Annotated in this window: 19 protein-coding genes and 2 pseudogenes; 9 read left to right on the plus strand and 12 right to left on the minus strand. The window is 62.3% G+C overall.

Going from position 1 to position 22,103, the window contains the following annotated elements; all coding sequences use genetic code 11:
* Positions 1 to 92: pseudogene (locus tag ABIC51_RS25320) on the minus strand (ATP-binding protein); the annotation flags it as partial.
* Positions 85 to 1,563, minus strand: coding sequence for an IS21 family transposase (gene istA / locus ABIC51_RS25325; RefSeq protein ID WP_376698064.1), 1,479 nt, complete (start codon positions 1,561 to 1,563; stop codon positions 85 to 87). The gene istA and the pseudogene ABIC51_RS25320, both read right to left, overlap by 8 nt.
* Before the next feature lie 128 nt (positions 1,564 to 1,691).
* On the opposite strand from istA, the gene ABIC51_RS25330 reads away from it, so the two are divergent.
* Positions 1,692 to 1,850 (plus strand): hypothetical protein, encoded by a 159-nt coding sequence (locus ABIC51_RS25330; protein ID WP_354006676.1) that lies wholly within the window; start codon positions 1,692 to 1,694, stop codon positions 1,848 to 1,850.
* 257 nt (positions 1,851 to 2,107) lie between these two features.
* The gene (locus tag ABIC51_RS25335; RefSeq protein ID WP_208451268.1) at positions 2,108 to 3,148 is read left to right on the plus strand and encodes a YncE family protein; all 1,041 of its coding nucleotides are present in this window, start codon (positions 2,108 to 2,110) and stop codon (positions 3,146 to 3,148) included.
* Between the two features lie 20 nt (positions 3,149 to 3,168).
* Here the strand turns inward: ABIC51_RS25335 and ABIC51_RS25340 are convergent, their stop codons facing one another.
* On the minus strand, positions 3,169 to 5,682 hold the full coding sequence (locus ABIC51_RS25340; RefSeq protein WP_175855536.1) for an EAL domain-containing protein: 2,514 nt from the start codon (positions 5,680 to 5,682) through the stop codon (positions 3,169 to 3,171).
* Positions 5,683 to 6,344: 662 nt separating this feature from the next.
* A complete protein-coding gene (locus tag ABIC51_RS25345; protein ID WP_059693529.1) occupies positions 6,345 to 7,511 on the minus strand; it encodes a porin in 1,167 nt (388 codons plus the stop codon).
* Positions 7,512 to 8,722: 1,211 nt separating this feature from the next.
* On the opposite strand from ABIC51_RS25345, the gene ABIC51_RS25350 reads away from it, so the two are divergent.
* From ABIC51_RS25350 to ABIC51_RS25360, 3 genes are all read left to right on the plus strand, one after another.
* Positions 8,723 to 9,232 (plus strand): GNAT family N-acetyltransferase, encoded by a 510-nt coding sequence (locus tag ABIC51_RS25350; RefSeq protein WP_226257413.1) that lies wholly within the window; start codon positions 8,723 to 8,725, stop codon positions 9,230 to 9,232.
* Between the two features lie 294 nt (positions 9,233 to 9,526).
* The gene (locus ABIC51_RS25355) at positions 9,527 to 9,742 is read left to right on the plus strand and encodes a hypothetical protein (protein ID WP_059620611.1); all 216 of its coding nucleotides are present in this window, start codon (positions 9,527 to 9,529) and stop codon (positions 9,740 to 9,742) included.
* Positions 9,743 to 9,951: 209 nt separating this feature from the next.
* Positions 9,952 to 11,019 (plus strand): hypothetical protein, encoded by a 1,068-nt coding sequence (locus ABIC51_RS25360; RefSeq protein WP_404995607.1) that lies wholly within the window; start codon positions 9,952 to 9,954, stop codon positions 11,017 to 11,019.
* Between the two features lie 241 nt (positions 11,020 to 11,260).
* On the opposite strand, the gene ABIC51_RS25365 is transcribed toward ABIC51_RS25360, so the two are convergent.
* Positions 11,261 to 11,704, minus strand: a complete 444-nt coding sequence (locus ABIC51_RS25365) for a hypothetical protein (protein WP_226257414.1) — start codon at positions 11,702 to 11,704, stop codon at positions 11,261 to 11,263.
* Positions 11,705 to 11,802: 98 nt separating this feature from the next.
* Positions 11,803 to 12,156, minus strand: a complete 354-nt coding sequence (locus ABIC51_RS25370) for a winged helix-turn-helix transcriptional regulator (RefSeq protein ID WP_060085932.1) — start codon at positions 12,154 to 12,156, stop codon at positions 11,803 to 11,805.
* Between the two features lie 143 nt (positions 12,157 to 12,299).
* Here ABIC51_RS25370 and ABIC51_RS25375 point away from each other — a divergent pair, with 143 nt between their 5' ends.
* The gene (locus ABIC51_RS25375; protein WP_175855542.1) at positions 12,300 to 13,328 is read left to right on the plus strand and encodes an NADPH:quinone reductase; all 1,029 of its coding nucleotides are present in this window, start codon (positions 12,300 to 12,302) and stop codon (positions 13,326 to 13,328) included.
* A 143-nt stretch (positions 13,329 to 13,471) separates the two neighbouring features.
* On the opposite strand, the gene ABIC51_RS25380 is transcribed toward ABIC51_RS25375, so the two are convergent.
* From ABIC51_RS25380 to ABIC51_RS25390, 3 genes and pseudogenes are all read right to left on the minus strand, one after another.
* The gene (locus ABIC51_RS25380; RefSeq protein ID WP_175855544.1) at positions 13,472 to 13,762 is read right to left on the minus strand and encodes a DUF1330 domain-containing protein; all 291 of its coding nucleotides are present in this window, start codon (positions 13,760 to 13,762) and stop codon (positions 13,472 to 13,474) included.
* A gap of 95 nt (positions 13,763 to 13,857) precedes the next feature.
* Positions 13,858 to 14,894, minus strand: a pseudogene (locus ABIC51_RS25385) (aldo/keto reductase).
* 82 nt (positions 14,895 to 14,976) lie between these two features.
* On the minus strand, positions 14,977 to 15,567 hold the full coding sequence (locus ABIC51_RS25390; protein ID WP_175899683.1) for a flavodoxin family protein: 591 nt from the start codon (positions 15,565 to 15,567) through the stop codon (positions 14,977 to 14,979).
* Between the two features lie 119 nt (positions 15,568 to 15,686).
* On the opposite strand from ABIC51_RS25390, the gene ABIC51_RS25395 reads away from it, so the two are divergent.
* Positions 15,687 to 16,592, plus strand: a complete 906-nt coding sequence (locus ABIC51_RS25395; protein WP_175899686.1) for a LysR family transcriptional regulator — start codon at positions 15,687 to 15,689, stop codon at positions 16,590 to 16,592.
* Between the two features lie 180 nt (positions 16,593 to 16,772).
* Here ABIC51_RS25395 and ABIC51_RS25400 read toward each other — a convergent pair whose 3' ends face one another.
* Positions 16,773 to 17,810 (minus strand): MDR family NADP-dependent oxidoreductase, encoded by a 1,038-nt coding sequence (locus ABIC51_RS25400; RefSeq protein WP_059693539.1) that lies wholly within the window; start codon positions 17,808 to 17,810, stop codon positions 16,773 to 16,775.
* A 267-nt stretch (positions 17,811 to 18,077) separates the two neighbouring features.
* Between ABIC51_RS25400 and ABIC51_RS25405 the strand changes: the two genes are divergently transcribed.
* Positions 18,078 to 19,766 carry an SgrR family transcriptional regulator gene (locus ABIC51_RS25405; protein WP_175855548.1) on the plus strand — a complete coding sequence of 563 codons (1,689 nt, stop codon included), beginning with the start codon at positions 18,078 to 18,080 and terminating at the stop codon, positions 19,764 to 19,766.
* Between the two features lie 111 nt (positions 19,767 to 19,877).
* Here ABIC51_RS25405 and ABIC51_RS25410 read toward each other — a convergent pair whose 3' ends face one another.
* Entirely contained in the window at positions 19,878 to 20,258 is a 381-nt protein-coding gene (locus tag ABIC51_RS25410) for a winged helix-turn-helix transcriptional regulator (protein ID WP_034196196.1), read from the minus strand.
* Between the two features lie 81 nt (positions 20,259 to 20,339).
* On the opposite strand from ABIC51_RS25410, the gene ABIC51_RS25415 reads away from it, so the two are divergent.
* Positions 20,340 to 20,966 (plus strand): NADPH-dependent F420 reductase, encoded by a 627-nt coding sequence (locus ABIC51_RS25415; RefSeq protein ID WP_175861652.1) that lies wholly within the window; start codon positions 20,340 to 20,342, stop codon positions 20,964 to 20,966.
* A gap of 175 nt (positions 20,967 to 21,141) precedes the next feature.
* Here the strand turns inward: ABIC51_RS25415 and ABIC51_RS25420 are convergent, their stop codons facing one another.
* A complete protein-coding gene (locus ABIC51_RS25420; protein WP_334054070.1) occupies positions 21,142 to 22,026 on the minus strand; it encodes a LysR family transcriptional regulator in 885 nt (294 codons plus the stop codon).
* Between the last annotated feature and the right edge of the window lie 77 nt (positions 22,027 to 22,103).

A 22,103-nucleotide genomic window follows, 5' to 3' on the forward strand; every position in this document is an offset into this window, starting at 1 on the left:
GTGTGACGCGACTGCGCCAGCAGCTCTGGCCAGGTGCTCGCCATGCCATGCAGTTTGAGCCCCTTGAGCTGGGCGGCGATGTCGTTAGACATGACGGTCCTCCGGTGGGTTGGCGCGCAGGGTTTCGTAGCGGCTCACGTCGGCAGCCGGCTCTTCGGTAAGCTGGAGTTTCGTCGTCGCGAGGTTGGTACTCGTGGTGGGTGCCTTCAACCGGCTCAGCACGTTCAGAACGTGCTCCCCACTGGGGCGTCCCGAGTCCAGCGCTGCCTGCACGGCAAGCAGCACGGCATCGAGTCCGTGTTCGCGCACCGCGGCGAGCACCTGCGTCATGATGCGATCACCTCCCGGGTGCTTCAGTAGGTGCCGCTGCAACTGCTGCAGCGGCTGTGGCATCGTGACGAACGGAGCACCGTTGCGCAACGCGCCGGGTTTGCGCTCGACCAGCGTGATGTAATGGCGCCAGTCGTAGAAGGTCATGTGCCGCTCGAAGCTGCGTTCGTGGCGTGCGATCTCCTGGGCGTCGGCGACGACGCTGAGATATGCCGGATAGCAGCGCACGCTCACCAGCTGGTTCGTGTACTCGGTGGGCACGCTGTAGCGGTTGCGCTGGAAGTGGATGAGGCTGGTCGACGACACCCGCAGCGTCTGCTCGACATAGCCGTCGAACGGGCGTGGATTGGGCATCAGCCTGGTGCGCTCGTCCTGCAGCACGTCCTCGACCGTCAGCTCGGGCCACTGCGGGTGCCGCATCTGCCAGGCCTGACGACACTGGCCCGCGACCCATTCGTTCAGAATCTCCAGCGTTTCCCAGCGTCGTAGCGCAGCCTCGTGCCAGATCTGGCGGCGCCGGTCCTGCACGTTCTTCTCAACGATGCCCTTCTCCCAGCCGGCGGCACGGTTGCAGAATTCCGGCTCGAACAGGTAATGGCCGCACATTGCCTCGAAGCGAGCGTTGACCGCGCGCTCCTTGCCGCGGCCGACCTTGTCCACGGCGGTCTTCATGTTGTCGTAGATGCCGCGGCGCGGAACGCCGCCAAACGCGGCGAATGCGCGGGCGTGCGCATCGAACAGCATCTCGTGACTCTGGGTCGGATAGGCGACCAGCCAGAACGCCCGGCTGGCATTGAGCTTGACGTGGGCGACCTCCAGGCGTCGCCGCAACCCGCCGATGAAGGCGTATTCGCAGCTCCAGTCAAACTGAAATGCTTCGCCGGGTTCGAAGGCCAGCGGTACATAGGCCTTCCTGCGCGGGGCTTCAGCCTGCTCCTCGTGCCAGCGTCTCACGAAGGCGCTGACGCGGCCGTAGCTGCCGGCGTAGCCCTCGCCGCGGATGGCCTCGAACATGAACCGGGCCGTGCGCCGGTCACGCTTCGGGCGATGGCTGTCCGCCCGCAGCCAGCCCGTCAGCTGCGCGGCCCACTCGTCGACGACGCTCGAGCTGACGCGCTTCGGGTACTTCGGCTCAACCGCATCCGTTTGCCGAAGCCAGCTGCGCACCGTGTTCCGGGACAGGCCCGTGCGCCTGGCAATCTCGCGCAGCGGGACCTTCTCGCGGAAATACATCCGCCTGATCTTGGCCAATATGCCCACCGTGATCACCTCTGTATCCCCTGCTCAAAGATTGAGCAGGGCATTCAATCACGTGGGTCAAAATTCGATGAAAATTACTGCCTCAGGTGGGTCAGTTCTGCGTGGACATCAACAACGCTGAGGCACTGTGGCAACGGTGGTGTCAGTTGGAGACCTTGCTGGCGGCAGAACTCGTACGCAAGCCCAAACATCAAAAACCGCAACTGCAGGAACAGTGGCGGGAAGAAATGCGGCAACTGGAACGGGAGCTTGGGCTTTAAGGCGTATGTGACGGGTACGGTTCGCAGCAGCGCGGCGACGTCTGACTGGCTATAGGCAGAGACTGGTGCGGTGCCTCTTGGTGCCGCCCGCCGCCAGTATCCTGCGATTCCACACCCGCTTCACGTTCTGATCGAACGAATGGCCGATATCGAAAAGCTCGAGTGTCGCTTTCGGGTCGACCACGGTCAACCAGCTCCGACCAGCCGCCCAAGACCAATCGCTCGACGCCACGTGCCAGTCTGTTGATAATCAGGACATGATCCGCCGACGCAAGGCGTCAGTGCTAACCCAAACAATCGCGATCGACACGTCTTTTGCGCATTTCTTGCCGGAGTTACTTGTGTACATCGATGTACCCCGCGGTCTCGTGTTCTTCGACCAAACTGACGCTTTCCTTCCCGAGCCGGCGTTAGTGCAATACGACCGTGATTCGAAAACGATTACATCGATCGCCGGCGCGCAGACGGACGATACGGTATGTGATGTATCGCGCGATGGCCGTCGCCTTGCATTGGCATCGGCGTCGTGGATAGTCGCACGCAATACCAACCGCAGCCGCTTGACCGTAGTTGCCGATGGCGCCGTCCTGCATCAGACCGACAAGTTTCTGTCGTTCTGGACGCGCCTGGATCCGTCCGGGCGCTATGCGCTGGTAAGCGCCTTCAAGAGCAATGACAAAGGCCGTCCGGTGGTGATCGATCTGGACACCGGCGAGCATGGCGATCCTGTCGCGCGTGATTTCGATGCACGTTTCGGCGATGTGGATCCGATCGACGGACTCCTTTGGGCTCCAGACGAACGAACCAGGAATTCGGTGCTGACCGTGAATTGCCGCAGCGGCGAAATCAATAAGGTCAACCTCCCGGCGGGCGGCAAGATCAAGCGCCTGCGCTTTGCGCGCGATGGGTCGGTCATGTTCGTCGCGAGCGATACCAATCAATTGCTGTGCTGCGACCGGGATGGCTCGGTGGCATGGTCGCGCGATATTGGTGAATTTGGCGAGGTTCGCTCGGCCAACATCCTGTTTAACGAGAGTGGCAGCCATTTGTGCTTACCCTTGCCGGAAACGGCACGCTGCAATTGGGGCGAGGATCTGGTGATCGACGCACATACCGGTGCGGTCGAACATGCCATTCAACGTCACCGTGGGCCGCCCGCGCGACTGGCAGCAGATTGGTTCGGCGACCGGCTGCTGACGCATGGCGGTGAAATCGTCGATTTTTATACCGGCAAGGTGACGGACATGCTGTCGTTCAAAAGCGGCAGTAGCGCGATCGCGGGAAACCTCGGCTGCTGACATATCGATACCCCACCGCCTCACTCGGTCAGCAACTCAACACCGCGACGCGACGAGATCCCGGCCAGCTGTTCAGCAGGCTGCGGCCGCGCGAACAGAAACCCCTGCACCTGGTGGCAGCCGATTTCCTGCAGGAACGCGAGCTGCTTCTCCGTCTCGACGCCCTCCATCACGACATCGAGCCCCAGCGCGCGCCCCATCGCAACGATCGCGCGCACGATTGCATCATCCGTGCTGCCCGAACCGCAGTCCGTCAGGAACGACCGATCGATCTTCAGCGTATCGACGGGCAGATCCTTCAGGTACACCAGCGACGAATAGCCCGTACCGAAATCGTCGATCGCCAGGCTGATCCCCCGTGTCGCCAGTTCGCGCAGCAGGATGCCGATTTCCTCGCGGGTGTTCATCGCCATGCTTTCGAGCAACTCGAGCTGCAGGCATTCGGCCGGCAACGCGGTTTCGCTGAGGATGGTCGTCAGGTCGCTGAGGAAATGGTCGGTAAAGCACTGCCGCGCCGACACGTTCACCGACACCCGCCCGAACTCGAAACCCTCGTCGAGCCAGCGGCGCGCCTGTCGGCAGGCTTCGCGCAGCACCCACCGGCCGATCGGGACGATCAGCGCCGACCGCTCAGCCAGCCCGATGAAGTCGCCCGGCGGCACCAGGCCCTTGCGTGGATGCAGCCAGCGCAGCAGCGCCTCCACGCCGACGATCCGGCCGCTGGCCAGATCGTATTGCGGCTGGTAGAACAGCCGGAATTCGTTCTGCTCGAGCGCGCGGTGCAGCTCGCCGAGCGTCTCCAGCTGCTCCATCGCCGACGACGTCATCTTGCTCTCGAAGAACTGGAACACGTTCCTGCCGCGGCTCTTCGCGCCATACATCGCCTGGTCCGCGAGCAGGATCAGGTGCTCCGCCTCGGTGCCGTCGTCCGGATAGATGCTGATGCCGATGCTCGGCGTCACGAAGATCTCGCGACCGCCGACATCGATCGCCCGCGCCACTTCGTCCAGCAGCTTGCGTGCAACGCGCCCGACGTCGCGAACATCGTCGAATTCCTCGAGCACGAGCGCGAATTCGTCACCGCCCATGCGCGCCACCGTGTCGTTCGCGCGCACCGACGCGACGATGCGCTCCGCGACCTGCTTCAGCACCTCGTCGCCGGCGTTGTGGCCGAGCGTATCGTTGACCAGCTTGAAGCGGTCGAGATCGAGGTACATCACCGCGACCTTGCGACCGAGCCGCTTCGCGTGAGCGATCGCGTGCGCGAGCCGCTCCTCGAACAGCGCCCGGTTCGCGAGATCGGTGAGCACGTCGTGCGTGGCGAGATAGCCCAGCCGCTCCTCCGCCTGACGCCGTTGCGTGATGTCGGAGAAGATCGCCGCATAGTGCGAGATCTCGTCATCGTTGTCGCGAATGCTGGTGATCGTCAGGTATTCCAGAAACAGCTCGCCGGTCTTGCGGCGATTCCAGATTTCGCCTTGCCAGTGGCCATCGGTCGTCAGCGAATGCCACAGCTGCTTGTAGAAATCCGGCGTCTGGCGCCCGGAACTCAGCAGGCCCGGGTTGCGCCCGATCACTTCGTCCGCGGTGTACCCGGTCAGGCGCGTGAACGCCTGGTTGACGCGCTCGATCCTCGCGTGCCGATCGGTGACCATGATGCCTTCGAGCGCCGATTCGAACACCCGATCCGCCATGCGCAGGTTGAAGCGCGCGAGACCCAGCGCTTCGTCGCGCTCGCGCACGGCACTGCGCAACTCGTTCGCGTATTCATGCTCGATACTCTGCAGCACGTCCGCGAAACAGAGCAGCCCGGTCAGCCTGCCCGCCTCGTCCCGAATGCCGACGTGCCGCATATTGTGCTCAGTCATGAAGCGCTGTGCTGTATACAAACTCTGCTTCGCGCTCAGCATCTGCAGCGGCTTGCTCGCGTAGACCCCGACCGCGCCCTGGGACGCGCCTTCCGCCAGGAGCCGGACGATGTCCCGCTCGGTCAGGATGCCGTGCTCGCCGTCGTCGTAGCCGACCAGGATCGCATCGATTCGTTGCGTGCGCATCTGCGTGACAACGTCGTGCAGCGCGACCTGCTCGGACACCACGACGGGCGGATGGACGCGGATCGATTCGATCGGTTTCAGGTGCAGGAAGAACTCCGGCCCCTGGTTCACGACGACGTCGGTCTGCGTCAGCACGCCGATCGCGGCGTTGTCGCGGACCACCACGAAGTGCCGGACGCCCGACTGCTTGAACTTCATCGCGGCCTCACCCAGCGGCGTGTTGGCCTCGAGCGTCAGCACCGGATGGCTCATTACCTCGCTGACCGGCCGATCGAGCCCGTGCGGATCGTCGCCGGCCGACAGTGCATCGCGCTCGGTCCAGATCCCGACGACCTGTTCATCCTCCATCACGACGATCGAGCTGCAACGCTCGATGAACATGCGTCGCGCGACCTCCCGCACCGGCGTGGCGGGCGTGCAGGACAGAATCTGACGCGCGACGAGGCGCGCAATCGGAACATCGTAGCTGCTCGGATACATTCTCTAACCAAGACGAAAAGCCCACGCCGGCGCGCTTCGATCCGGCAACCTTCAGGCCCGCCCGCGGCGACAGGCGCGGTGCGATCTCGCTTGCCTCGAATGGTTGCGTACTCATCGAACTCGCAGACGGGGCATTGACCCATCGTGTGAGGCGTCGCGGCGGCGAGCGTGGCACATGAGCCGCGACGTCGCATTTGACGATCCCTTGTCCAGCGGGTTCAGACGCCGGAGCGCCGCCCACTCGGAGGCAGCCGCCCTGAGTTAACGACAGATTCTTGGAAGAGTTGAGTGCCATGACGACATTCGTGCTGCGCGCCGGCAAGTCGAGCGGCTGCGGGACGGGTGAACCGTCAATGCGGCCGAGACACCCCCCGGCTTCAGCAGGGCTTTTTGTTACACGCGGGTGACAAGGCGTCGCATGGACCGGCGGCGGCGCTCATGGCGGGATGGAAGCCGTCCACGGCTGCCGTGAAGTCCGGGCGATTCGCGGACGAGACTCGAGATCGGGCGGCCAGCTGCGCCCCGGCCGCTTGCGGCCGTCTGACACGAGCGCTCGAATGGTTGACGATCCGAGCGCTCATGGTCATGTGGAACCACCGGAATGCTGCCAGCCCGGCGTAGTGCGTCCACTACTCCGGGCTTCCGGGCCTGCAATTTGAAGATCAGAAGCTATGGTGCATGCCGATGTTGACCTGAACCTGGTTACCGCCCGATGAGGTGTTGCCAAAGTCGGCAGCCGAAGCCTGAGCGCCCTGGGCATGGACGTAGGCGCCCACGGCGTAAACCGACGTGCGCTTCGACAGCGCGTACATGGCACCGAGCGACGCCTGGTTGATCGAAGCCATCGTGCGGCCTTCGGCAGCCTGGCTGGGCGTGGCTGCGGAACCGTAGACATACGTGTACCCGGTGGCCAGCGACAACGCCGGGGTGACCTGGTACTGCAGGAGCGCACCCAGCACGTTGAAGTGGATCGACGGCTGGCCATTGTTGCCTTGATACTGCGCGTTCGAGTACCGCAAGCCCGCCGTGTACGGACCGATCTGGTATTGAGTTGCGATCTGGGCGATGCCCGCGCTCTTGAACGCATTGCCACCGTTATAACCCGAGCTCGGATAGCCCAGCGCGGTACCGAAACCCGGTTGTGCCGTTGCGTTCTGCCACCCGTTCTCACCCTGGTTGGCCGCGCGGAAGTAACCGCCGGCGACGGTCAGGCCGCCTTGAGCGTAGTTCGCCGCCACCGACCACGATTGCCCCGAACCCATCGCACCGGCAACACCGCCGAACGAGTACGCGCCTTCAGCCTGGAAGCCGTTGATGACCGGCGAAATGTACTTCACGGCGCTGTTCTGGTTCGTCGTGTTGTCGTTGTTGTCGACGTCGCCCGGGGTCGAGAATGTCGACGCTGAAATGGCGTCGCCCGTCAGGCCCTGCACCATTTCCGTTACGGCATCGAGCTGGCGCCCCATGCGCAGCGTACCGTACCGATCGGAAGCAATGCCGACGTAGGCCTGGCGGTTGAACAACGAACGCGTGGCACCAATCGGCCCCTGGCCGTTTATGCCGCCCGTACCGATATTGAAACCGTTTTCGATCTTGAATACCGCCTTGAGGCCGCCGCCGAGGTCTTCATCCCCCTTGAGGCCCCACTTGTTCGAACCTACGGCGCCCCCGTCGAGGCCGAACCGCTTGTGGCCATTGATGTTCGAGGTGTAGCCGATACCCGAATCGAGCATGCCGTACAGGGTGACCGACGACTGCGCCATTGCTGCCGAAGATGCGGCGAATGCGGCAACAGCGATAACGCTGACGTTGATGTTTTTGTTTTTCATCTGTATTTCACTGTCAGGAGTGGTTTTGGGATTGTTTGAAACGGGTTGTGTCGTATTCGAATGCAGATGACGGCGCACGGCCTGCGCGTCGTCTCGGCCGCAACGGCCAACGTCATATTCGCCAAATCGGCATAATCAAATCAATCATTTCGTCATCCTCAAAATTGCATGCGGAGAGGTACCACGCATCTCGACCTGTCCGGCACTCTTTCGATTAGACCGATCGCGGCGCCCCTACCTGGATCAAAGCCGCTTCCTTGCTTCCGTTGTCGCTCCGGCCATACGGCACCGTGAATCGAGAATGTGCCGGGTCGCCTGTTTGCTGCATCGATACCTTGCCTTCCAGCTCCGGCGAAACTTCACCGTCGATCACGCGAAGAAACTTGCCCCCTGCGCGGTGATTTCCGGGCGCGCCTTGGCCACGAGCGCGCACTAGAGGATTCATTCGAACTGACATCCTCCCGCCGTATTCATGATCCGGCGAACCGATGTGCCGAATCCGCGAAGCCGGATAACTCGAGCGGATCACCGCGCGCGGCCGAACGTTCCCCGATGGCATTTCGGAGCAGTCCGGCGGCGTCACGTCCAGCGCCCGTGCAATGCCCGCGAGCAAGGCCGGCGATGACGAAACCGGATCACGCTCCACCTGCTACAAAAGACCGTCTGGAAGTACCGGCCGCCATTGCAGGCTGCTTGAGCGTCCGGTTCAACCGCTGGCGAAGTACGCGAACCTATTCGCCGGGCACCAACGTGGCCGGATCGCGCTTAGCGAGTGCGAAAGACCATATCAGGAACATAATTTTGCGTCAAAAATTGTTTGATATAAGTTAATCTGGTTTGATAACGTTGCGCCATGCCGGACTTACCCTTATAGGAACTGGCCCGAGGACACCGCGTCAGCAAGATCCGCGCCGTGACGCTGATCCACGATCAGACGAAAACCCGGTGTCGAACGGGAGCGCTTACGCGCTGACGGCAGACGCTCCCTATCCGACGTCGGGCCGGGGCCAAAATGGCAGCGGTAAGCGAGGTATCCTGGCTCGCATCGCAGGGCACCAACCCGTTGAGACTGAAGCAGCGCGCCGTTCTCTCGAAGTGCTCGTTGCCGTCGAGGTTTCCGTCGCTTCCGCATCTGCTGCCCGGGCCTTGATGATTCCGTGACCGCGTACGACTCCTTTCCAGAAATGCGCCCCGCTGCTTCCGGTACCTGAATGAATTCATGCCCCGTTCGACTCCGTGAGCACGTGCCGTCCGACATCGAGCGATTTTGCGAATTGCAGATGAGCTCGCAAGTGGCCCGCTACGTGTCGTGGCTCCCGCGAACGAGAGCGCAATGTGAACATGCGTTGGCGGACGAGATCGCACAGCAACGATCCGCGGAGCGGATACGCTTCTTCTACGCGGTTGAATGTCAGCACGTGAAGGGAATGATCGGGAGTGTCGGCTACACGATCCGCGACTCCGTTTCGGCTGATTGTGGCTGGTTTTTATTGCCTGACTTTTGGGGAAAGGGCTACGCGGCTCATGCGATTCGTGCGCTGCTCGTTCTCGCGTTCGGCTCGGGCAGGATGACGAGCATGACGGCGTCATGCGCTATCGAGAATCGAGCCTCTCTTCGCGTCGCCGAAAAATGCGGGTTTCGCCTGATAGCCACGACAGGTGATCGATGCACCTTCGAAATCCACAAGGAAGAAGTCAATCGCCACAGCGTGAAGATGTGAACCTCTTGGTGACTTTGTAACCGCCAATCACGTGGCATCCGTGCTTACGATGAAATATCAAATAATTCCACAGTCGATTGATATTGATTCTGCACGCAATGAATTTATTCATACTTTCCCCGCATTCAAGGATGCAATTTTCATGTGCAAGCTTTGCTCATTGAATAATCTTCCCGAAAAGAGACGGTATAAGACAGAATCGACGGCTCGCGACTGCGGACGTTGAAAATTTGTCAAAGCAGCGGCCTTCCCGGTGCACATGGTTCACATCACATTTGGTCTTTTGAGGGCGACATGGATGGAATAGCCAAGGCACTTGTACTGGCCGTGAGGTACATCGATCAGCGGAGTAACTTGCACGCCGAGGACGACGACGTCAACGCGCTTGAGGAGATCGCAGCGGCACTTGCAGTTGCATCGACAACAGAGCAGGATGCCTTTGCCAGGATGGCAACGTCGCTTGGCTTCCCTGAGCTAGTGGAGCAACTCGGCCTGGATTCGCCGCGATGACCGCCTTGCGAGCCCGACATTTCATCTGAGCCAACATCAAGGGCTGCGTGGTTCAGCGCGACGGGCGGCGTTTTCGGGGTGACCGGCGGCCGCTTTGGCGCATTCCCGCTGACCGCATCAGGCGGCAGTCAGCCAGCCAAAAAGCGACAGTCGACCATTGTGTCAAGATTGATAACACTGCGAACCATTCCAACCAAGGCAAAAAAATGATGACTTCCGGCGACGGCCTGACCAGTCCCGCGCGGCTCCTGCGACTCGCCTCATGGGTAATCGCGATCATCTTCGCCGTCTTTCTGAACATGCTCGGCAGTCTCGTGATCCGCGACATGGCGTTTGCCCCGACAGGCGGCCCGCCCGTCATCGAGCAATTCGCCGATGCGCCGACGAAAGCGCGACTGGACGCAGCGCGGCGCAATCTGCAGGCGCAGCACAACGCCCTTGCGGACAAGGCCGACACCATGGAGGTCGCGCGCAGCCGAGCCGCGAAGGAGTATGCGACCGAGAAGGAAAGTTTCCGCAACTGGCTGGCAACGCGCTCGGTGACCGGCGACAGTGCAAGGGATCCCGACATTCTGGCGAGAACTCGCAAGCTGGATTCGCTCCAGGCCGTGGTGGTCAACTGGCAGCATCAGATCGATGCGATCAACGACCAGCAACGGGCGCTGGCATCGCAGCAGACCCAAGTAGACACGCAAATCGCCGAAGCGGACGCAGCAGCCGAACAGCGCTTCGACGAAGCGACACGGCACTACGAGCTGCAAGTGTTCGGGCTGCGGCTTGCGCTGACGCTGCCGATACTGCTGGTTGCGATCTGGTCGTTCATACGCTATCGCAAGGTACGCTACTGGCCTTTCGTGTACGGTTTTGGCCTGTTTGCACTGAGCGCGTTCTTCATTGAACTGGTCCCGTACTTGCCGAATTTCGGCGGTTATGTCCGGGTCCTGGTGGGCATTGCGCTCACGGTGTTCGCCGGCCTTTACATGATGAAGGCCTTTCAGCGCTATGCCGAACGCAAACGGCTCGAATTGCAGCAGGATCAGGGAGAACGCGCGCGCACGATCGGCTACGAAAAAGCCGTTCGTTCGCTCGAAAAAAAGCGCTGCCCGTCATGCGACAAACAATGGAATCTCGGCGGCGACGACTCCACGTTCTGCGTGCATTGCGGATTACGACTCTTCAATGTCTGCGAATGCGGCGGCCGGAATTTCTTCTTCTTCCCGCATTGCCATCAATGCGGTGCGGCTCAGGGAAATGAGGTGCCGGCGTCGTCCGACTGACAACTGGTGTCGGCGTACGGCGGCTGTGGAGCGTTGTCGATAGCCTTCAGCGGATCGGGTCGGGTCAGTCGCGGAACCAGGCAGCGACCGGGTTCGGCGGCGGATTCAAAAGGTCGTCCGGCACGGGCCGCTCGATCGTTCACAATCCTCGACCCGTCGCCCTCGCTCGTTGAATCCGCAACCATCCGCGAACGCCGCCGATGCCGTCACGCGTGCGTTTCAGCGACAGCTTCGCCCGGCTTCACTGCCATTCGCCGGGATGACAGACCACCCAACCCGGATGATAGCTATCCATGTCCGTGTGCCCCCAGCACCAGCCGTGCTGGCGAATGGTTTTCATCATCAGCTCGCGTTGTGCGCACGCACTGCCCGGAGCATATTGCCCGTCAGGCAATAGTTTCGGTGCCGCGCCGTTCCTGCATTGGCCATCAACCGCTTCTTCCTGACGCATCAACTCCTGGACAGCGGGTGGAACGGTGCGGGCCAGCGTGGCCTTGTATTCGATGCAGGCGGCCGCCTTGGGGTCGTTGGATTTGCCGGCACATCGGGACTGGAGCTTGTCGATGTTTCTCGACACTTCCGGCGGATACGTTTCGGCGTGCGCCGCTGCAACACATCCCGCCAGCAACAGGCTGGCGGCGGCAAGAGATCTGATCAAAATCATTTCGTGAAGGACACGATGCATCGGGTAGCCCAGGAACCGGCGAATTATGGCACGTGCGCGTTTTCAACGACTCGCCGGGCAACGGTGTCCGGACATCCACCGGCGACGCAACGGGACACTCACGAACACGGCCGGCGCCCCGCGGATTGCTCCAGTCGCGCGAGGTAAGCATCGCCCCATTGCTTCATCGCCTCGAGCACCGGGGCGAGCGTTCTGCCGAATTCGGTCAACGTGTATTCGACGCGGGGCGGGACCTCGGCAAAAACCGTACGGGTCACGATGCCGTCCGATTCGAGCTCGCGAAGCTGCAACGTCAACGAGCGCTGGGTCACCGCTCCGATCAAGCCGCGCAACTCGCCGAACCTTTTGGTACCGCCCAGCAGATAGTGCACGATCAGCGGCTTCCATTTCCCTCCCGCGACATCGACCGTCGCGGCGACCGAGCACGGATACGTGCTAACCGAAGATGTCATGCCGGCTCCCAATAGGATAATTTCTTTCCCTATATATCAAAGACGTGCCTTCTTGTGCAAAAGCGGTCGACCGCCGATAGTCCCGGCATCGTTACATCGGCCGCCGATAACCGGCGACCGGACTCATTCAAGGGATCAGATCGATGAAGGCCGCTTATTACGAACGTCAGGGCAACGCTTCGGAAGTGTTGAGGCTCGGAGATTTTCCGGTTCCGCAACCGGGTCCGGGCGAAGTCCGGGTGCGCATCCACGCATCGGGCCTGAATCCCAGCGATATCAAGGCGCGTACCGGCTTCTCCGGCCCTTCCGCATTTCCGATGGTCATTCCGCATCAAGACGGTGCAGGCGTGATCGACGCGGTCGGTGCCGGCGTCACGCCGACACGGACTGGCGAACGGGTATGGCTGTTCGAAGCGCAATATCGCCGCCCGTTCGGCACGGCCGCGGAATATGCGGTCGTTCCGGAAGCACAGGCCGTTCCTTTGCCCGACAACGTTTCGTTCGAGGTCGGCGCCTGCCTGGGCATTCCGGCACTCACGGCCCATCGATGTCTCTTCTCGGACGGCGACATCAAGGGTCGCGCGATACTCGTCCAGGGCGGCGCGGGAGCAGTCGGAACCGCGGCAATCCTGCTTGCAAAATGGGCCGGCGCGTGGGTCGCGACCACCGTTTCAACGCCCGCGCAGGCAGACGCCGCACGGCGTGCGGGTGCAGACCTCGTGATCAATCGACGGCTGCAGGATGTGGTCGCGATCGTGAAATCGGCAACACGGCAGCGGGGAGTCGATCGTATCGTGGAAGTCAGTCTGCAAGACAACCTCGGCATCGATATGCGCTGCCTCGCCAACAGCGGCATCATCAGTTCGTACGCCGTAGGATCCGCTGCCGATCAGGTTCCGCTTCCCCTGCTCGACGCCATGATCGCAGGCTGCACATTCCGGTTCGTCTACATTTACACCGTTCCGGCGGCCGCCAAGTCCGCAGCCGTTTCGGCGATCTGCCGATGCCTCGAGGACGGCGCCTATGTGCCGACCATAGGCATGCAGGTCGCGCTCGACGCCATCGTTGAAGCCCACCAGGCTCAGGAATCTGGCCAGGTTATCGGCAAGATCATCGTCAGGCCACCGCTCGTCCGGTCGCATGAGCCGGCGGACGTTCAGCCGAATGATTGATCACCGCAAGGACGTGTCGGCAAGCCAGCGTCCCCGCATTCGCAAGCCGGGTCGCCTCCGGCGAAGGACGTCCGGGATTCGTGAGGCCCCCTGCCGCGAGATCGAATCGACGAAGCTCATGTTCGAACGTGTCGTGGTCAGCGTCATGAAGCCCCCTCGAGAATGACGAAGGTCCCGGTTGCCGCGCCGGCGCGAAGTGCCTTGGCCGTCTGGTATTCGGGGCTCTCATAAAAACGCCTGGCCTCGGCGAACGAATCGAACTCGAGGACCACATGCCGCTCATGGGCATCGCCTTCGAGGTTTTCATACTGCCCCCAGGCCGCAATGACCTTGGGGCCGAAAGTCTTGATTGCATCACCCGCGGCTTCTGCATAAGCAGCATAGGCGGCCGGGTCCGAAACGCTGACGTGTGCGACTAGATAACCCTTCGGCATGTCGATCTCTCTTTGGTAATGGGAACACGCGATTCAACGCGGGGCGGCGATCTTCAACGACTTGCGTCGCCTGGATTGAGGTGCGATAGCCGGTTCTATTCCGACGCGACGCGCCGGAAAGGTTGAGGGCGCCTGCCCGCCTCCTGACGCTCGATCATCCAGCCGGGATAGCTGGCCGGCAAAGCACTCACGGCATCGAGACGCGCAAGCTCGGTCTCGGTCAGGACGACGTCGACCGCGCCGATATTGTCTTCGAGCTGTTCGATCCGTTTGGCGCCGACAATCACGCTTGTGACATGCGGCCTCGCAAGTAGCCACGCGAGCGCGATCCGGGCGACCGAGACATCGTGCGCATCGGCGATGGTGCGCATCTCTGCAACGCACGGCCAGGCTCGATCAAGATCGACCGGCGGAAAATCGAAATGATTGCGCCGCGAACCGCTGTCGTTCGACGTACCGGGACCGAACTTCCCCGACAGCAACCCGCCGGCGAGAGGCGACCAGACGAGCAGCCCCATCTGCTCCTCGACGACGAGTGGCACCAGCTCGCGCTCGACGTCACGTCCGGCGATCGAATAGTAGGCCTGGAGCGTCTCGAAGCGCGTGGCGCGAAGCGCCGCACTCAGCCCGAGCGCCTTGCCGATCCTGCCCGCGCGCCAATTCGACACGCCGACATATCGGACCAGCCCCTGCCGCGTGAGATCGTCGAGATCGGCGTGACGGGATCGTTGGCGTGAATCTGGTACAGATCGATATGGTCGACCTGAAGCCGTTCCAGGCTTCTCTGCACGGAATCCATGATGTGGCCGCGCGACGCCCCCTGTTCGTTGGGCTTCCGGCCCATCACGCCGGCCGTCTTGGTCGCGAGCACGATCTCGCTGCGCGGCACGCCGATGTCCCGGAGGGCCTGCCCGACGATGCGTTCGGACTGGCCAAAGGAGTAAATGTCGGCGGTATCGATGAAATTGATTCCGTCGGCAAGCGCGCGGGCGATCAGCTGGTTCGCCTCGTCCTGTTCGACGGCGCCGATCGCCTTCCACATGCCGGCATCGGCGTTGCCGCCCAGCGTCATCGTGCCGAGGCACAACTCGGAAACGTACAGGCCGGTGCGGCCAAGTTGCTTGTATTTCATCACCCTTCCCTTCAAACGTAGCTGGATGGCATGCGGCGGCGTCCGTTCCGTTGCGTCACGTCCCGTCGCGCATGCCGGGATTTCAGTTGCCTCGAGGTGTTCCGGACCGAAACTGTCCGGCGATCGTCGCGACGCGCATGCCATGGCGGCGTGCCGTCTCGAGGTCGCCCGGTGACATTTCCTCGGGCGACGCATCGGCAGGCGTTTGCGCCATCGGCCCGATATAGGCGCCCATGCGATTCAGGTCGTCACGCATCGAGGCTTTCACGTTCGCCGGCTTGATGTCCATGCTGACCCAGATGCCACCGTGCTGCCCGGCGAGCAGGAAGAAGTATTCGAGCGTGTTGAGCTTGTCGCCGTTGATACTTGCGCTGTTGGTGAAGCCGCCAAAGATCTTGTTCCGCCATCCGCCTTCGAACCAGACCTTCGAGGATGCGTCGGCAAACTTCTTGAACTGCCAGCTCGGGCCGCCCATGTAGGTCGGCGAGCCGAACAGGATCGCGTCCGCGCCGGCGAGCGTTTCCCAGGCATCCGCTGGAATGTTTCCCTCGCTGTCGATCGCGACGAGCACGGCGCGGGCGCCTTCGGCGACAGCGCTTGCCATGCGCTCGGTATGCCCGTAGCCGGAGTGAAATACGACGACCGTGTTGACCGGAGCGACGTGTGGTGTCATTGGGTGCTTCCTTTCGTTCAGGTTGTCCGCCGTGGACGACATGGGAAGCCACTCTACCGAGCCGCAACTGAGTTATAAACGATGACAAATTGAACGTTCTGTTACTCCCTGGGTGAACAATGCAAAACCTCGACGCGCTTTTGATCTTTGCCCGTGTCGCCGAAATGACGAGCTTCACGCGCGCGGCCGAAAGCCTCGGTATCCAGAAGGGACGTGTGTCGATGGTGATCCGTGAACTCGAGCGGGACGTGGGCGTTGCGCTCCTGCACCGGACCACGAGGCGCGTTCAGCTGACTGAAGACGGGCGCGCCTTTTATTCACGCGCGCGCGACCTGCTGGCCGAAGTACAGGAATTGCAATCGATGTTCTCCGGCAACGGCACACCGTTGCGGGGAAGGCTGCGTGTCGACATGCCCACCGAGCTGGCACGCAGCGTCGTGATTCCCGCACTCCCGCAACTGATGGCGGCGCATCCGGAACTGGAACTGGAACTTTCGAGCACCGATCGGCGTGTCGATCTCGTCCAGGAAGGATTCGACTGCGTGATCCGGCTCGGGCCGATCGTCGACGAGACGCTGATTGCACGGCCGCTGGGAAAACTGCGGATGACCAATGCGGCGAGCCCGAGCTATCTGGCGCGGTACGGCACACCGCACACGCTCGATGATCTGCGCACGCAGGGACACCGGATGATCCACTACACGCTGACACTCGGTACCAGGCATGCCGGATGGGAATACCCGGACGGCGACGGCTATGCGTCGCTTCCGCTGCCGAGCGCGATGCAGGTCAACAGTGTGCAGACCTATCATGCAGCCGGGCTGGCAGGCCTCGGGTTGATCCAGGCGGGATATCCGACGCTTGCGCATTACATTGAAAGCGGCGCGCTGGTGGAGGTGCTGCCCGACTTGCGGCCCGAGCCGCTCGCCGCGTCGCTTGTCGTGGCTCATCGGCGCAATCTGTCGCCTCGCGTCCGGGCCTTCATGGACTGGATCGAGGGGGTGTTGGAGCCTTATCTTGATTGAGCGGCGGGTGTGGTGGTTTATGTCCGGCGCGGGTCGTTCGGTCGTTCGGCGACACCTTCGTCGATCAGGTCTTGGATCGCGCTGGCGCTTGTGTGTTCGTCGAAGGTCGCTTACTGGAACGCAAGTCGAATGGTCGTGACAGATCGCAATGGCTTACCGTCCGCATCCCGCGGGCGAGAATCAGGACGCACCTTCGTCGTCGCTATCGACGCTGACAATGGCCTTGCCGAGATTGCCGCCCGAGAGCATCGCGAGAAACGCGTCGACGATGTTGTCGAAGCCTGTCGTGACGGTTTCGGGCGCAACGAGGTCGCGGCGCTGGAGGTGCGGGATCGCGAATGCCTCTAGTTCCTGCTGCAGGCTGGCGTAGTTCTTCACGAGAAAGCCCTGCAGCGTCAGGCTCTTGCCCACCGCGTCGAACAGATTGCGCGGCGCGGCGGGAGGCTGCAGCGCGCTGTATTGCGCGACCGCGCCGATCAGCGCCGCGCGCCCGTGGTCTTTCAGGACGGCGATGGCTGCCTCGAGCTGTTCGCCGCCGACGTTGTCCAGGTAGACGTCGATGCCTTCGGGAACCCTTTCGCGCAATTGCGCAGCGACTTGCCCGGGCCGGTAGACGAATGCGTCGGAATAGCCGAGGCCGTGCATCAGTTGCCGTGCCTTGCTTTCGTTGCTGGTGCTCCCGACGATCCGGCCCGCGCCGAGCAATTTCGCGAACTGGCCGGCCGCAGTGCCAACGCCGCCGGCCGCGGCGGACACATAAACGGATTCGCCGGGCTGCAGGCGGACGATGCGGGTCAGGGCGACCCAGGCAGTCAACCCGGTGCCGCCGAGGATGCTCAGCCACGCGGTGATCGGCACACCCTCCGCGGGCCGGATCACCCGCAGCGCCTGCACCGGTACCTGGGCGTAGGTACGCCATCCCTGTCGATGGAATACCCAGTCGCCGGGCCGCAGCGCGGTGTCCGTGGAGCGCAGTACCCGGCCGATGGTCCGGCCTTCGAGCGGCGCATGCAGTGCCCAGTCGCCGTCCATGCATTCGCGCATGTAGGGATCGACTGAAAAATGCATGTTTCTCACCAGAGCTTCGCCGGGCGCCAATGGCGCCAGCGGCTGCCGGACGAAACGGAAATGCTCCCGCCGCGGTTCGCCGTGCGGACGTTCGACCTGATGAACCAGCGTATTGCGGGATGGAAGATATTCAAAATCCAATTCGCTCATTAACTATCCACGATGATTGATAAAGGCCGGGGCGTTGCCGTATTGAAGCAGCGATATTTACGCAATGGCGATCGAATCAATAATCCCGGGAATGGAAATTGACGTTCGATTCAGCTATTTTTTACAAATCCACACAAATCAACAAAACGATGCATACCCGCTTCTGGCAAGGCTAGTTTGAATCGACTTGTTTTATAAGCGTGTACATTCTGCACAACGGAAAGCACAATAAAAACGGCAAATTTCGATTTTTTTGTTTCCTCTTTTATGCGACTGATCGACCGGTTTCATCGACTTGGCGAGTTTCTCGAAGAGCAGGGGAACCAGCCCGGCCTGCCGGCGCTGGCGCGCGCCCTGAACTGCACCGAACGCAACGTGCGGGGCCTGCTGCGCAAGATGGAAGCGCAAGGCTGGCTGCGCTGGGAGTCGGCGCGCGGCCGTGGCCACTTTTCGCGCCTGACTATCCTGGTGCCGCCGCAGCACGCGGTGCTCGACCGCCTGTCGGCCTTGCTGGCGGAAGGGGAACTGGAGCAGGCGTTTGCCAGCCTGGCAGACGAGCAGCGCCGACAGTTGCTGAAACGGCTGCCAGATTTCCTGGGCATCGATACGGAGGGTTCGCACAGCCACCGTCTGCGCATTCCCCTTTATCGGGCGGTGGATGAACTCGATCCCTATCGGGTGATCAGCCGGCTGGAAGCGCATCTGGTGCGGCAGATCTTTTCGCGACTGACCGAGTTCGACCGGCACACGCAGCGCGTCGTGCCGGCACTGGCGCATCACTGGGAATCGGAAGAGGACGGACGGATTTGGCACTTCTGGCTCCGGCCGAACGTCGTCTTCCACGACGGCACGCCGCTGGAACCGGAGGACGTGCGGTACACGCTGCTGCGCATGCGTGACGAGCCGAGCTATTTCCAGCGGCTATACCGTCATCTGCTCGACGTGGAAATCGGCGACGGCCGGCGAATCGTGTGCCGTCTGAGCGACGTCGATCATCTGTGGCCGCAGCGCCTCGCGGCGGCCAATGCCTCGATCGTGCCGAGGCACCGGAAGCCCGACTTCGCACGCATGCCGATCGGAACGGGGCCGTTCAGGCTGACGCGTCACAGCGAATACCGCATTACCCTGTCGGCCTTCGGCCATCATTACCGCGAGCGGGCCCTGCTCGACGAACTGGATCTCTGGTTTCTTCCCTCGACCGGCCTGGCGGACGGCTTCGACCTCCGCTTCGGCCACTCCGTTTCCCGCACGCAAGCCAACAAGGGCATCGTGCGGGTGCAGGCGGGCTGCACCTACGTGGTCTGCAACGCCACGCGCGACGGTTTTCGCCAGCGCGAACAGCGGCTCGCGCTGGCGGACTGGCTTGCGCCCGGCCGCCTGTTCGGGGCCGACGATCCCGCGCGACGGCCCGCGGCCGGCCTGTTACCGGCCTGGCAGCATCGCGTCGCGGCATCGGGCCCCGTGCCCTCCTTGCCCGCTCAAACAGAACTCACCCTGGTGACGGGGGAAACCCATGACGAACTCGCGCTGGCGCGCATCATCGAAGCCCGGCTGCGCGAGGCGGATATCCGGCTGCAGGTGATGGCGCTGCCTTATGCCGAGTTGATCCGGCGCGACTGGCTGGATGCGGCCGACCTGGTGCTGGGCAGCGAGATACTGCATGACGACGAGGATTTCGGATGCTACGAATGGTTTGCCGCCGACAGCATTTTTCGGCAGTGGATGCCGGCCGATGCGGTGCTTGAGCTGGATCGCGTGCTGCACGGGCTGCAGGCGCAAGCCGATGCGCGCGTGCGCATGACGGGCTACGAGGAGATCGGCCGGCAACTGGTCGAAGCGGGCTGGCTGATCCCGATCTCGCACGAGCATCAGCATATCGAGCTGGAGTCGCATGTTGCCGGTGTAGAGGCCGCGCCCCTGGGCTTCGTGCCGTTCGCAAATCTCTGGGTGCGGTAACGGACTCCCCCGCGTCGGAGGACATGCGTGCGTCGCCCGTCTCGAGTGACCGCACGAACAACGAGCACGCCAGCACATAAAAGGCTTGAACCCACCCAGAATCCCCTCCCTCTACTCCGCATGCTCACGATCGAACGCACGATTACTCGCCTCGATCGTCGCGAGCGCATTCTCCGCCCATGCCTTGAGATCGATGACGAGCGGAAGCAGCGTACCGGCCAGAGAACTCAGCGCGTACTCGACACGCAGCGGCAGCTCGTCGTAGACATTGCGCACCACCAGTCCGTCGCGCTCCATCGCGCGCAGCGTCTGGGTCAGCATCTTCTGCGAGACACCTTCCAGGCGGCGCTTGATGTCGCCAAAACGCATCGGCCCATCCTTCATCGCGACCATGGCCAGCACGGTCCACTTCTGCCCGATACGCGCGAGCACCGCGCGTGACGGACAGACTTTCAGGAACGCATCGGGCGGCAACTCGATCTTCTTCGTCATGGTTACCCTCGGGTACCTAATTGATTGCAGAAACCGGAATTGAAAGAATGATGCCACCCAATCAATCGTGAGGTGCATGCCATGAAGATCGCATTCCTGGGCGGTGGAAACTTTGGCGGGAATCTGGCCGAATTGCTGGTCGCGGCGGGACATGATGTGGTAGTCGGCTTGCGCAATCCCGCGAGGGCGCGCCCGGGCGCCCGGTACCGAATCGCGTCGCTGGAAGAGGCCGCGACGCATGGTGATGTTGTCATCATCGCTGTCCTCTATCAGGCGTGCGCCGAGGTACTTCCCTCCCTTGCGCATCGGCTGGCCGGCAAGATCGTTGTTGACGCAACGAATGCGCTCAAGGACGACTGGTCGCCACTTCCGCTGGGGGCCGACGGATCGGCAGCCGAGGCGATCGGCCACCTGCTGCCGGGCGCGCGTCTGGTGAAGTGCTTCAACACGGTGTTCGCCGACATCATGACGCCGGATCGCATCGATCGCGGTGGCCATGCCGTTACGGCATTCATCGCGGGCAACGACGTCCAGGCCAACACGACGGTCGCCGAGATCGCGGAAAGCGCGGGGTTCGCGCCCGTCGTGACCGGCCCCTTGAACAACGCCCGTTATCTCGAGGCGATGGCACACCTCAATATTCAGATCGCCATAGGTCGGGGCGGCGGAACGAATGCCGGCTTCGTGTACCACCGCGCGCTCGCTTAGAAGCCCGGGTGTTCAACCTCGACGCGGTCGCCAATGGAATCCCGGCCGCGCAGAAATGGCGCGGCGCCAGCGGGCGGCGATCGCTTCGGCTCTCCAGTGCCACGCACTTGCAACGCGTCGCTTCCTGTCGACATTCGATTCGCCACGAATCCGCGATCGCTACCTGCGTTCGACTTCAACGCCCCGCACCATGCTCGATCAAATGCTCGACGAAACGAGTCAGCTTCGGCAATGGCCGCTGATCGTGCCGATACACGACATGAACCGGATGCGGCGCCGGCAAGTACGCTTGCAACACCGGCACCAGCGCGCCACTCGCCAGATCGTGCGCCACCAGAGCTTCGGGCTGCAGCAACAATCCCGCGCCCGCGATGGCGGCCATGCGCAGCCCGTTCCCGTCGTCGCACGTGAAGACCGGATCCTGCGAAACCTGCGGCCCGTCCCACCCACCGAGCTTCCACCCGTTACGGCCGTTCCACACCGAGTGAGACAGGCAGTGATGCACGCCCAGATCCTGCGGCGTCTCCGGACGTCCATGCCGCGCGAGGTAACCGGGCGATGCGCAAATCACCATGCGATACATGGTCAACGGCTTTGCGATCAGATCGACGTCACCCAGTTCACCAATTCGAACGGCGAGATCGAAACCCTCGTCCACCAGGTCGACGACGCGATTGCTCAACGCCAGCTCGATGCGCACGAGCGGATGCATCTGCTGGAACGTCGCGGCCAGCGGCGCGACGACGCATGCGCCGAAGGTAATCGGCGCGCTGATCCGCAACGTGCCGGACGGCGACGCGCGCAATCGCTCGACCGACGTCTCGGCGATCCGTACCTGTTCAAGCGCGCGCTTGGCATCTTCGTAGAACACGCGCCCCGCATCCGTCAGGCTCTGCCGTCGCGTGGTGCGCTCCAGCATGCGCGCGCCGAGGCGCTCTTCAAGTTCGCGCACGTACTTGCCGACCATGACCGCCGACATGCCAAGCCGCTGCGCCGCCTCGGTGAAGTTGCCCCCTTCCACGACGGCAACGAAGGTTTCCATTGAACGCAGCTTGTCCATATTGCGAACTGGCGATTAGTAGTGTCGGAAATTAGAGCACATTTATCTCAATATTGGTTCGAAGAACAATGGCTGCT

It is taken from the genome of Burkholderia sp. 572 (assembly GCF_040545135.1).
Classification (GTDB): Bacteria; Pseudomonadota; Gammaproteobacteria; order Burkholderiales; family Burkholderiaceae; genus Burkholderia; species Burkholderia cepacia.